General features: G+C 36.6%; 8 protein-coding genes. 3 read left to right on the top strand and 5 right to left on the bottom strand.

Annotation, left to right across the window (positions count from 1 at the left end; translation table 11 throughout):
* The first annotated feature begins 47 nt into the window (after positions 1 to 47).
* From guaA to L2586_RS08110, 3 genes are read left to right on the top strand one after another with little or no spacing between them, the layout of a single operon-like run.
* On the top strand, positions 48 to 1,589 hold the full coding sequence (guaA, locus tag L2586_RS08120; protein ID WP_235292370.1) for a glutamine-hydrolyzing GMP synthase: 1,542 nt from the start codon (positions 48 to 50) through the stop codon (positions 1,587 to 1,589).
* A complete protein-coding gene (locus L2586_RS08115; protein WP_235292369.1) occupies positions 1,546 to 2,913 on the top strand; it encodes an ABC transporter substrate-binding protein in 1,368 nt (455 codons plus the stop codon). Before guaA ends, L2586_RS08115 begins: the two co-directional genes overlap by 44 nt.
* Complete coding sequence (locus L2586_RS08110) at positions 2,906 to 3,553, top strand: TrmH family RNA methyltransferase (protein WP_235292368.1); 648 nt, start codon at positions 2,906 to 2,908, stop codon at positions 3,551 to 3,553. The genes L2586_RS08115 and L2586_RS08110 overlap by 8 nt, the downstream gene beginning before the upstream one ends.
* Before the next feature lie 16 nt (positions 3,554 to 3,569).
* Here the strand turns inward: L2586_RS08110 and L2586_RS08105 are convergent, their stop codons facing one another.
* The 5 genes from L2586_RS08105 to L2586_RS08085 form a co-directional block, all read right to left on the bottom strand.
* Entirely contained in the window at positions 3,570 to 5,195 is a 1,626-nt protein-coding gene (locus tag L2586_RS08105; protein ID WP_235292367.1) for a PQQ-dependent sugar dehydrogenase, read from the bottom strand.
* A complete protein-coding gene (locus L2586_RS08100; RefSeq protein ID WP_235292366.1) occupies positions 5,195 to 6,466 on the bottom strand; it encodes a glycoside hydrolase family 88/105 protein in 1,272 nt (423 codons plus the stop codon). Before L2586_RS08100 ends, L2586_RS08105 begins: the two co-directional genes overlap by 1 nt.
* A gap of 54 nt (positions 6,467 to 6,520) precedes the next feature.
* A complete protein-coding gene (locus L2586_RS08095) occupies positions 6,521 to 7,750 on the bottom strand; it encodes a DUF4861 domain-containing protein (protein ID WP_235292365.1) in 1,230 nt (409 codons plus the stop codon).
* Positions 7,751 to 7,823: 73 nt separating this feature from the next.
* Positions 7,824 to 11,774, bottom strand: coding sequence for a LamG-like jellyroll fold domain-containing protein (locus L2586_RS08090; protein ID WP_235292364.1), 3,951 nt, complete (start codon positions 11,772 to 11,774; stop codon positions 7,824 to 7,826).
* A gap of 39 nt (positions 11,775 to 11,813) precedes the next feature.
* A complete protein-coding gene (locus L2586_RS08085; protein ID WP_235292363.1) occupies positions 11,814 to 13,607 on the bottom strand; it encodes a RagB/SusD family nutrient uptake outer membrane protein in 1,794 nt (597 codons plus the stop codon).
* Positions 13,608 to 13,648 lie beyond the last annotated feature (41 nt).

Raw genomic sequence — 13,648 nt, 5'->3', positions numbered from 1 at the left:
TACTTTTCTAAATAATCCTATCTTTGCAGCCATATCGATAAAACCATATGACTGCAAAGATAATAATACTTGATTTCGGCTCACAATATACTCAGCTTATTGCGAGACGACTCCGTGAACTAAATGTTTACTGCGAAATCCATCCATTTTCTAAAACCATTGACCTAGACGAATCTGTGAAGGGAATAATCCTTTCAGGCAGTCCCTTTTCTGTGAAAGATGAAAGTGCACTTCAGGTCAATCTGGATGCGTTCATCGGGAAAGTTCCTGTTCTAGGTGTATGCTACGGCGCTCAATATATTGCTCAGAAATTAGGCGGTGATGTTGTGCGATCTGACCACAGAGAATATGGAAAGGCAATGATGTCTATCGATCGTACGAAAGATGACCTGCTACATGGACTAGGAAGTCATACACAGGTATGGATGTCGCATGGAGATACGATTAAAGTTCTTCCAGATAGCTTTGAAATTATTGCACATACGGATTCTATTCCAGTTGCTGCCTATCGATCTAAAGAAGGAGCATATGCCAAGCCGATATACTGTATCCAGTTTCACCCAGAAGTAACACATTCTTTAGAAGGAAAGGCCTTGTTAAAGAATTTTGTGACTGATGTATGTAACTGCCCTTGTGACTGGACGCCAGCATCTTATGTTGAACAAAGTGTTGCAGAACTTAAGGAAAAAATAGGTGATGATTCTGTGGTTTTAGGATTATCAGGTGGAGTAGATTCTTCTGTAGCAGCGATGTTGCTCCATAGAGCCATAGGCGACAGGCTGAAATGTATATTTATAGATAATGGTTTACTCCGTAAGGATGAGTTTGAGGAAGTATTGGTTTCTTATGAGGGATTAGGACTAAATGTGAAAGGAGTAAGAGCAAATGATGAGTTCTTAGATGAACTTACTGATGTTTCGGATCCAGAGACTAAGAGAAAGATAATCGGGAGAGTATTTATCGAAGTTTTCGATAAGGAAGCTAAGCAATTAGATAATATTAAGTGGTTAGGTCAAGGTACGATCTATCCTGATGTGATCGAATCCGTAAGTGTTCACGGACCTTCTGTAACTATTAAGTCACACCATAATGTGGGTGGGCTACCAGCAAAATTGAATCTGCAGATAGTAGAGCCGTTGAGGATGTTGTTCAAAGATGAAGTTAGACGAGTCGGAGCAGAATTAGGATTGCCGAATTACATCCTTTCAAGACATCCATTTCCAGGTCCTGGATTAGCGATCAGAGTATTGGGTGCCATTACCAGAGAGAAAGTTAGATTATGCCAAGAGGCAGATCATATTTATATCAATATTTTGAAAGAAAGTGGTTGGTACGACAAAGTGTGGCAGGCAGGTGCAATATTGTTACCTGTTCAGTCCGTTGGAGTTATGGGAGATGAGCGAACATATGAGTTCACTATTGCGTTAAGAAGTGTAAATTCAGTGGATGGAATGACTGCGGAGTGGAGCAAACTTCCACATGAGATATTAGCGCAGATTTCTAGTGAAATAATTAATAAAGTTAAAGGGATTAATCGAGTAGTTTATGACATCAGTACGAAACCTCCGGCCACTATTGAGTGGGAGTAAAATTATATTGCTTTTAGGCTTAATGATTTTTACTTCTGGTTGTGGATTATTTAATAGTGCCAGAGATAAGAATAAAGATAATGTCGTCAAGGACAGAACTGAAACAGCGATGGATACAATGGAATTAACAGAAATTCCAGAGTCTGAAGTTTCACCTATCAAAAAAGATCCTCAGATCATTGAAATCGAAGACGATTTTAGTGCTTATAAAAAGGATACTTATAAAATTGGAATGTTTATTCCTTTTAATGCATCTGATTCTAATTACGATGTGAATGATGGTGGAGATCAAAAATTTGTCAACTATTACGCGGGTGTGAAATTGGCGCTGGAGGAATTTGATCAAGAAGGTCATCATTTCGAAGTGAAAGTGATGGACAGTGAAAGAAGTCCTGAAGTCGTTCGCGGAAAGATAGAGAGAGGTGAAGTCAAAGATTTCGATGTGATCGTGGGCCCATATGATAGAAACGGATTATCTCTAACAGCGGAATATGGCAAAGAAAGCAAAACGGCTGTTATATCCCCATGGTTGTCGAGTACAAAAATCACGGATGAGAATCCTTATTATATACAATTAAGACCTTCGCTATCTTCTCATTATTTTAAATTAATAGATCACGTTAATCAGAATTTCACAGCAGATGAGATTGTACTCGTAGGCAGGAATATTAATTCAGATAAGAACCGATTCAGATATTTCCAAAGAACCTATTCGGCTATTAATGACTTCAATAATGGAAATGAGCTGAAAGAGTATTTCATAAATGATGATTCTTTAAACTATGCAGACTTTGCTTTCAGTAATTTGTTTGTAGGCGGCGGAAAGAAAGCGATCATCCTTCCGAATTGGAATTATAATGATGAAGACTTTATTTATTCTGTTTTGAGAAGGTTGAATATAGAGCGAGGTAGAGCCGAAGTATTCGTTTATGGAATGCCAATTCTTTTTGATTCTGAAAAGATTGATTTCGATTTTTATAAGAACTTGAACATAAGAACTTGCGTGTCAGAATTTGTTGATTGGGAAGACGAGAGAGTGAAGACATTTATGAGGAAGTTCTATGATAAATATGGCGATTTGCCGACTTCAGATGCTTTCGAAGGATATGATATGATTAATTTTATCGGAAGTAATTTGGTAAAGTATGGGATAAATTTCCAACTCTATTTAGAGCAAGATCGAAATCGATATTTACAGACTGCGTATAATATTCAGAAGATCTATGATGAGCAAGATGAGCAATTTGAACATATAAAATACCTTGAGAATGAGCATCTTGATCTTATTCAATACAAGGGAAATAAGTTTGTGAAAATTGACTAAGTATCCAGTACATCTGACGGAAGAACGATCTGCAAAGATTAAGAAATTGGCATCTAATCGCCAAATGGGTCTCGCTGTATTACTCGAAAATGTTCATGATCCGCATAATATTGGCGCAGTTATCAGAACATGTGATGCAGTTGGGATTCCTAGAGTTTACCTTTTGGTTTCAGACGCACGAGTTTGGGATAAAATTGAGCTTGGAATAAATGCGTCTTCAGGTGCAAGAAAATGGGTGGATGTATATGTTTACGATGACTATGCGAAGTGTTTTGCTGAACTAAGAAAACATTACGATCAGATATTGGGAACTCACTTAGCCCAAGATAGTATTTCGTTATATGACATTGACTTTGTGAAATCTACAGCTATCGTCTTAGGAAATGAGCATGAAGGATTGACAGAAGAAGCCTTAAGCTATATCGATGGAAACTATATTATTCCACAAGTGGGTATGGTCCAAAGCCTGAATATTTCTGTTGCTTTTGCAGTAAGTGCCTATGAAGCACTTCGCCAACGATCAGAAGCAAAGTTATTTAATCCCGAAATCCTATCTACCGAACAAGAAGTTCTACACCAAGATTATCGGCAGCGTAATCTTATTCAACACAAAGGAGACAAAGCTAGGATTATTAAGTAGCAGAAAAGTGATGAAATTATTCTGAAATAACGATCTCTTTAGCTTTTTTAATTACTGAACCATATGATAAAATATAGGTGCCCAGGGGAACTTCAGATAAGTTTATTTGAGTGTTTACATCGATAAATTTACCTGATTTCACAATACTTCCATCTATGCTTAATATTTCATAAGGTTGGCCGATTTCTGTAGGACTTACCTGAATCGTTATAATTCCTTGACTTGGATTCGGAAAGATATTAACCTCATCTTTTTCAGCAATTGTTTTATGGTCACTTGATGTAGGAGCTTTAAATTTGCGAACAATTCCATCCGCTTTTGTTAAAAAGTAAATTTCACCTGAATCATCGATCCCGAATCTTAAGTCTGCTCTACTGGATTGTGATAACTTATTTAATGTGGTAGCATTTCCATCTTCACTTAAAAGTCGTAATTCTTTAATCTTAGCAAGAGGGCCACCTAGTACAAGATCTTCCACAGGGACATGAAATAATCTACCAGTCGGAATATCACCAAAAATATAATGACCTGTCAGTTCAGGAATTACATTTCCTCGGTAGACATACCCACCTACAATTGCAACGCCATCATCATGGTCATACTGAGCGACAGGGTAGGTGTAATCGTAGATACTGTCATCCTCGGGTAAGTCATAAACAAAATCTCTACCTAATGGTCGATCATATTTAAAGGTTCCTTCTCGCTTGTCCCAACCATAATTAGCACCAGCTATTCCGATATTTAATTCTTCAATGTTTTTCTCACCGATATCTCCGATAAACATAGTATGATCACCTTCTGAATCCCAACTGATTCTGTGCGGATTTCTAAATCCATAGGCAAACAATTCTTGAGTTGCTTCTTCATCATCAAAAAATGGATTCGAGGCGGGGATACCGTATTTGCCATTTGTGCTGTTATTTCCCAGCGGATCAATTCTGAAAATAGACCCCAAGAATGAAGACTTTTCATTTAGATTTTCGCTTTTGAAGTGCAAGGATGAGCCACCATCACCAATACAGAGATATAATAGACCAAAGTCTTCATCTTCAGAATCGACTGTAGGGTTAAACTGCAAATCTTGAAATCCGTGCAAAGCACTTGGAAATTCAGCTCGAATCAATTCTCTGTGTGTGCCGGAAAAGGTAGCGCTGCTAGGATCATCATTTTTCCATTCCGTTAAGACCCACTGAAGTTCTATAATATCGAAGGCTTCGGGTTTGAAATCAGCCTCAGCGCTGTTTGCTGATTCTGAATGGGTTGTATAAAGCAATCCGTTATCCTCATAGTCTGGATGAAATGCAAATGCACCAAAACCAGTCCCCTTACCAGGAGCATCAATGAAATTATCGCTATAGTCCTTGATTTTGAGAAATGGGGAGTGTGAATCATTATTAGTGATCCACAAGATTCCTCTTAAATCAATAATAGCCTTCCTACCAGAACCATCTGGAATTTCCCTCAGCATATTAATTCTTGCTTTAGGATCACTATTATTTGAGGGTTGAATAATAATGGATTCCTCTAAGGTTACTAAAATCCCAGATGGTGTTATGCGTTCTGGTATAGGGTTGTTTGTTTGGGCATAAACGGAAACTTGGCATATAATGCAAATGACTGAAAACAGTATGGTTTTGATCACTATTTAGTTTTATTTTGGGATTTTTCTAATTCAAGACTTGCTAAGATAAATGGTCCTGTCCCTTTCGGATCATTACTTCTAATTTCTTCATTCACGTAGTAATCATAAGAACCGTCTCTATAGGGAGTTCCTCCAAGTCCAGCAACGGCGCAGCACTTAGTTAGGTTAATTTCTCCGTCATTATTGATAACGATAAGATGTTCAGTAAGTCCCGAATGTGCTTTAGCTCCTATTTGATAAAATTTTTGATCAATATATCCAAGGCGAACACTTTTCAACATAACATATGAAAACATGGCGGTACCTGTTGCTTCTTGGTAATTACCTTCTTTTTCAGGAAGATCCATGATCTGAGACCACAATCCAGTTTCTTTGTCTTGGAACGGAGTAATGGACTCCATGAGATTATTTAATATTCTAATGAGATCTTTTCTATTTGGATGATCTTCGGGGAAATAGTCAAGAACATCTACCAAGGCCATTGCATACCAGCCTATTGCTCTTGACCAAAAATGGGGAGAAAGTCCTGTATCTTGGTTAGACCATTTCTGCAGTTTACTTTCATCCCACCCATGATAAAAAAGTCCGTTTTGTTTTTCTTTTGCATATTCTTCTAACAACATAAATTGCTTCGCTATATCATCAAAATCTTCATATGCACCATGCTCCTTAGCATATCTTGCATAGAATGGTCCACCCATATATAAACCATCTAACCACATCTGCCATGGATATCTTAATTTATGCCAGAATCCGCCCTTGGTATTTCTAGGTTGCCATTCAATTTGATTTCTCAACGTTTCCATTGCTATGCGATACTTCTCATTTCTTTCTTTTTTATGAAGATCAAATAAGTATTTTCCTGGGTTAATATTGTCTATGTTAAAATCTGTGATATTGTACCCTAGAATAACACCATCAGGAGAAATCAAGTCATCAGCATATCCTTTTGCATAGACGAAGTATTTTTCATTCTCAGTTGTTTTGTATACTTCAAGTATAGATTGGGCAACAAGACCGTGAGTATAACTCCATTTCGGGTCAGTTCGTGATTCTATCATGAATAGTCTATCATTGCGTTTCATTATAGATAGTGCCATTCTTTCACTCCAAGGTAATTCTTCACTTATGGATTCTATCTTCTTTAGTTGCTGACTGTTAAGTTGTGTACAACTCTTAAATGCTATAAGAACAAATACACATGCAACGCTATAGATTACTCTTTTCCAAGTCCTCATCATCCTTTTATATTTCTTTATTTTATTATTCATAATGTTAAGCATTATATTCTAATAAAAGAGTCACTTTTAATATAGAATAAGTCTTTAATTGTTGATGGTAATAGGTTGGTTAAGGGCTTCTACACTTTCATTTAAGTATTTTATAAAATCAGCTTCTGAGGTAATGCCATCTTTTTCAAGTTCCCATGCAGCAAGAAAGAAGTAATCCAGCTTTTTGAACTTAGGTTTCAAGACTAGCACATGACTGTGATCATCCTCTGTTACTTCTATTAAATCATCGTTTTTGAAAAGGACAGCCATTCCCAGATTGTCATCGTTTAAGGACTGTTTTCCATAGGTTGCAAGGTATCCCCATCCGGAATTTCTCTTATTCGACATGCTGATCAATGATCCATTTTTATGTTTTACTATTCCAGTGCAAATGTTATCCACGTTTTCACTTAGAGTAATTTCTTGATGTGACATTCTACTCCCTGCTGCAATTGATATATCTGATAATAGGGTTATTTTTTTATTATCGATGTTCCAATTATTATAGCTCGTTCTAAACCTAGAGAAAATGTTCCCATTGTCTAGAATTTTTACATCTAGATTTGAAGTTTCAGCTACTCTTTCTGCTTTATTGTTAAGCCACATTCCCAGTGAACCAACTCCTAAGGATTCTCCGACTTTTAGTACATCCATTCCCCAATCTGCCTCTTCATGATAAGAATCGAATCCATCTTGACCAACATCCTGCAAAACCATATTGGGTGTTTTTTTACCAAAAATATCTGTGGCATTTCTCCAATCAAGGTAAAATCGGTATCCTACTTTATCGCTTTCCCAGCCTGGTCCTTCATATCGTATAAACCAACTGTGATCGGTATGTTCTGGTGGAACAGCTAAATGATTCGTGTTTTCAAAATGTCCACCTATATATTCTCGACCTTCCCACTTTCCACTTACTTTATGTGAAATTTCAGCTTGTGTTCTTTTAGGAAATTCTAAAGTTTCTGTAGTTAGTAGTTCTTGAAGATTAATGTTTTTTAATTCTTTACCTTTAAAATCAGAAAGGAAAATCAGTTGATCATTCTTTCCATCTACATCGGTATCTATTAATTGATATGGAACAGATAATGCGAGACTTTTTTCATCAACCTTTAACTTGGACAATACATCTGAAAGATTAAGTTTTATTATCTCATCCATTCTATCAGCATTCAGCTTATTCTCTAAAGAATACGAAGCCTTAGATTTTTCAACTTGTTTACAACTTAGTAGTGCAACTGAAAGCATGAATAAATATGAAAAAGATCTAAGCGAAATCATCATGTTAATTGAAGAAGTTAAAAAATAGGAGGATGCAATAATTGCAACCTCCTAAACTGAATATGAATAAGTCTACTTACTTTATTTTAACTAATTTTCTAGTGGTGAATTTTTTACCAGAGGATAATCTGAAGAAATAAACACCTGGTGTTAATGCATTCACATTAATACTTTGTGTATGACTTCCAGCTTGGAATTTATCATCCATAACTGTTTGTAGCTTCGCACCGTTGATGTCATAAATTTCTAATTGGACAGAAGCACTGTTTTCCAAAGTAAAGGAAACATCTACACTATTTAAAAAAGGATTCGGACTATAAGAAAGATCAACTTCAGCGAATTCGTATTCTTTAATTCCTACAGATAAATCTGCAAAATCATCTACGAAGTCAGGATGCCAGTAGGTCGCTCCAATTATTTCTCCGTCTGTAGCACCTCCATATAAAGCGCTATTCATTACTGTAAAGTCACCATTGTCTGGATCTACAAACATTGGATCTACATCAATCATATTGTCAGATTTTCCAATGGTACCTCCTACATCAAAAATTGGTTGAACATTAAATAGTACATTGTTATTGATATTAATATTATGTTGTTCAGAAGTATTATCGAACTTGAGTGAACCTTCATTAGCAGATAATTGTGTGTGGAAAATATTGTTTTGTACCGCAATATCTAATAATGATTCTGTAGTTGGGTTATCAGAATTTCCAAGTAATTCTTTATTATCTACTAAATCTGTAGATAAAGAGTATCCAGTATTATGATTGAACAAGTATGGTTGGGTTATGCCCGCAGGATGATGTCTGATCCACATAAACTGCTCTCCCAAATTCCAGAACGTTACATTTTCAATTACGAACTTACTCTCACCGTAAAAACTCTTCAGATAAATGCCGTGCCCACTTCCAGAATCATAGATAAAAGAGTTTTTAAAGATTGCTCTCTTAAGATTCGTTTCTGTAATACCACCATCTGCTGCTTCATCGAAAATATCATCTAAGGTGTTATGCAGTCTACATCTATTTACAAATATGGACATAGTTGCACCTACTGTAGGATCGGTGTCAAATATATTAGTTGCTCCCTGTCCATCTACATCGATTCCGATTAAATGAAGATCAGCGCCAAATTGTAATAAGAATAATGGATTAGATCCGAATAGATTTTCTATAACAGGCATGTTATTTAATCCTGGTAGTTCAGGAATCTCTTCTGCTATAATGACAATCTTCTTATTTATTCTATAAGTTTCGATCGGAGTGTAAGTTTCTCCATTTTTTAGAACTAAAGTGTCTCCACTTACAGCTGAATTAATGGCTGTCCATAAAGTTTCGAAACCAGGCTCGATAACGGTTCTTGAGTTACCTTGACCTTCTATAGTGAAACTTAATGAATAATCCTTAGTTGTTCCATCTTCAGCAGTTATACCTAATGTAGTACTTCCTGGAATCGCTGAAAATTCTCCATCTCCGGTAACTACAGCAGCAGGGTGACTAGTCGTTGCAGTAATCGTAACAGAAGCCGTTCCTTCTGGGACTTCTACTGTATAACTTGTAATTGCAGGATCAAAATCAGGACTTAAAGTTCCAGCACTCACTTCTATGTTACTTAAGTTCGCATCATTACTTAATTCTTCTATAGTTGATAATACTTCACATTCAGAATCGATCGTGAAAGCCGCATTTAAGCTAGCAACTTCTGATGCATTGAATGCAAAGTCATAAATTGCAACTTCATCAATACCACCATTTATTTTTCTTCCGAATTGGTGATAATTACCCATTACAAGTGGTAATCCAGTAGTTGAAATATCTCCATCTGTTTCATCAAGAATACTAGCTACTTTTAATCCATTTAAATAAAGAAAAAGTGAATCTTGATTGGCGTCTCTTACTGCAACAATATGATTCCATTCTTCTTCTGGATAGTTAGTTTCATCTAAATCATATCCTAATTGCGTTTTTACAACATCATCATCTATTGCGAACCTTAATTGATTGTCTTTAGTAGCAATGGTGTAGTAATGACCATTTCCATTAGGCAGGTGTGTTCCATTACTTGTATTATCACCTTTAAGAATTAAATTCATTTCAGGTGTAAATGAAAGTGGGTCTATTTTTGCTAAAAGTGAAATGGTGAAACTTTGATTCATTCCAAAATTAATATTTGGATTATCATTAACATAAATAATAGCTTCATCTTTAGTTGCTCCTGCAAAGTTGATAGAAGTACCTTCACCACAAGATTCCCATGTGATACCATTTCCTCCCATAATTTCTCCATGGGCACCTCCTATGGCATCTGTTACGATTGAGCCACTAGCATCAGACATATCCCATTTTGCAACAGGTCCTGCTGCAGGTAGAACACCAGTTGGTTCATTGCCTTGAAGAATCGCGAGCGCATTGAATAAAGCGATATATGCTTCGGTAGTAAATGGAGTATAGTTTCTTAATTTCGGAGAAGAGTTATCGTCAGATCCCATCTGCATATACATTCTAGCACCAGCTAAAGTCGTTCCTGATCCAGGATATGTTTCTACCCCTGCATCCCATAATGCCATGTGTACTGTACCATCTCCTACACTATCTGGAACTGAAAGTGTTCCAAGTAGCGTTGCATTATGGTTGATTTCAAAAGTATCGGCTCCATATCCTAAATAGTCATAGAACCAAGTCATATAGTCTATTTCATCATCGTCATTGATACCAGTGAACACCGGATGGTCCGCTATTTTCACCTTGGTTATTCGATTCATATCTATTGTAGAGCCGTCAGAATTTTCTCGTGAAGCTGAACTTGAATTCACGATATTAAGTCGGTTGTTTCTTACCAAATAAGCACTGAGAATAATAATAGGAGTCTCTACCGCTGCCCAGTCTGCAGCATCAGCAAAATCACCAGAACTCACACCTCTACCTAACATCACTACATCATAGTCATTAAGCGCCTCATACGAGAATGCAAAATCTACAGGTACTGTTATGCTTCCTTCATTATTATAAGTTACATCAACTTGATAACCTCTCTTTCTCAATTCTGCAATTATTTCTATTTCTTCAAGATTTCCACTTTCATCCACATCTTTTGTGAGATACGCAATCTTACCTAGTGTTTCTTTTCCTTTAACTGGAATCAACTCACCATCTGGTTCAGCACCTAGAAGCATTTTGATACCATTATGTAAAAGCAGTGTTGATTCATCCGTAAAAGCGGTATAATTTCTAATTTTGGGTGAAGAACTGTCGTCAGATCCCATCTGAAGATATAGTCTTTTTCCAGCTAGCGTTGTTCCTGATGCTGTATAAGTTTCTGAACCAGAATCCCACATTGCAACAGCAACATTTCCTGCGCTTACACTATCAGTTGCCCATGTTCCGAGAAGCGTTGCTCCGTGATTAACTTCGAAAGTATCTGCACCGTAGCCTATATAATCATGAAACCATGTATGGTAGGCTATTTCACCGTCACCATCACCATCTAAGCCTGTAAATATGGCATGGTCTGCTATTTTGATATTTGCCACTCGATCTTCAGGAATAGAAGTTCCATCTGCAGCTTCTCTGGAAGCTGAAGTTGAATTCATAAGGTTAAGTCGATTACTTCTCATGATATAGGCAGAAAATTGAATGATTGGAGTTGTTACACCAGCCCAAGCATCTATTTCAGTATAGTCACCAGAACTAATCCCTCTTCCGATAATGATTAAGTCATAATCATTCACAGTTTCGAAAGTAAATTCAACGTCAGGGGTATAGGTAATCGCGCCGGCATTGTTATAAGTTACATCTACATCGAAACCACGACTTTTTAGGTCATTGATTAATCCTTGTTCTTCTATCGTGCCTTCAGGGGTTAAATCCTTTGTTAAGAACATAATCTTGTATGCTGTTGCATCAAAAGCCATTCTACCATTCTCAAAACTTGAATTATGGCCATCCAATGGACGATCTTTTGACTGGGATTGTAATCCTGTGATTACAAAAGAAAGTAATAATGCAATAAGAGTTAATTGTCTCATATTTGTTTTCATTTGAAATTTGTAAATATTCGTTAATTTTTAATATCCAGGATTTTGATAGCTAGCTCCATCGACCATGGCATCAATTTGACTTTGAGGTACAAATCGTATGGCATGATAGTCCTGAATATTAGGAGCCGCATCGTGATTATAGGCTTGTATTCTTTCCACTAGTTTTCCTGTCCTTTTAAGATCAAAAAATCTCTGAAATTCAGTTGCTAATTCTCTTGCTCTTTCATCTAGTATAAAATCAATGCTGAGATCAGATGAGGTGATAAGCATTTCATCTTCTTTTCCTTCTACAGCTCTTGCTCTTCTTAAAGTATTCATCATATCAGTGGCTGCATCCATATTGCCAAGTTTCATTTCGGCCTCAGCAGCGATGAGGTACATTTCCGATATTCTGAAAACAAATGCATCTCTTTTACTGTATTCTGTACTAAGTTCTAATCGGGTAGGGTCCTCATATTTTTTTGAAATAGGAAAGTAGAATTGTCTATTAATAACATTATCATTTAGAGATCCATCAGGTAAATACATATCATTGATATCTATGATGATATTTGCTTTCACAGGGTCAATGTAAAAGATATCATTAGGAGAGAATTTCCCTTTTTCAGATTCAGGGACAGGCTTTTTAGAGAAAATGATAGAAGTATCACCAACTGCAAATATCGGTTGAGCCCATAATTCTCTTTCCACATCAAATTTTACACCCTCTACAAATACGAAAGGTTTCCATTTTGGAGAAGCAGCAACATCATTAGCTTTCCATACTGTTTTAAACGAACCATAGAAACGTTCGTCGATATCTTCATTGTATAAATCAATAAAGTGTTTAGTCGGTGCCCATCTCTGGAATCCACGACCATTTTCTACATCTCTCACAAGTCCCCATCCAAGATTCTCGTATCGTATTTCATACATGACATGACCTGTGTGTCCTCCTAATCTCTGAATAATTCCAGTAGAATTATATAAATTTCCATTTTCATCCGTAAAACCAGCTTGAGTTGTAATCGGGTCCGAAGAATAATTTACCGCCCAGATAACTTCATCATTCTTTATATTGTCAATACTCCAGATCTGTGACCAGTCATCTAATAGCGCAAATTCATAGTTGTTAATTACATTCTGTGCATGTAAGGATGCTTTTTCGTAATTCTCTGCATACAAGTGCACTCTTGCCAGAAAAGCTTCTGCAGCAGGTTTAGTAATTCGACCATAGTTTGCAGGGTCTCGTTCATTGGGTAAATTAGCTAGTGCAACTTCAAGATCGGTAACAATCTGAGCTCTAAATTCAGAAACTGGTGTTCTATTAGCCGATCTACTTACTTCTTCTGATGGTTCTGTTGTGAAATGAACACCACCCCAGATTTCAGAAATTAACCATAGATAGTGAGCTCTTAAAAAACTAACTTCCCCTCTTCGTTCTGCTCTTTTCCCTTCATCTGAATACGGAACATCATCAATATTGGCCAAAATCAAATTGCAGGTATTAAGTGCTTTATACATCTCTCTCCACATAGCCTTCATCCGTTCTTGTTCTTCAGAGGTTGTAAAGGAAGCGTATGTGCAAAATCCTTGAGAACGATTATCTAATCCCCAAGTATATAGGTCAGTTCCGGCCTCTGTAAGGTCCCAAGCATTTTCTTTGCCATAATATGCCCTTAGGGATACATAGGCTGCTGCAATTAATGACTCGAAAGTTTCTTCTGAAGAAATGGCAGAAGTGGAATTTTCACCACTTAAGTAATTCTCTTCTAAGAATTTTTCGCAACCTGTTGTGCCCATGATTAATAATAAAAGAAGTATGAATATTGATGTTTTCATTACTTTATATTTTTTATGCTGCTCTCTGAAGCAGATTTTGT

It is taken from the genome of Portibacter lacus (assembly GCF_021533215.1).
Lineage (GTDB): Bacteria > Bacteroidota > Bacteroidia > Chitinophagales > Saprospiraceae > Portibacter > Portibacter lacus.
The sequence above is the reverse complement of the archived record's forward strand: the minus strand, read 5'-3'. Positions and strand labels throughout refer to the sequence as shown.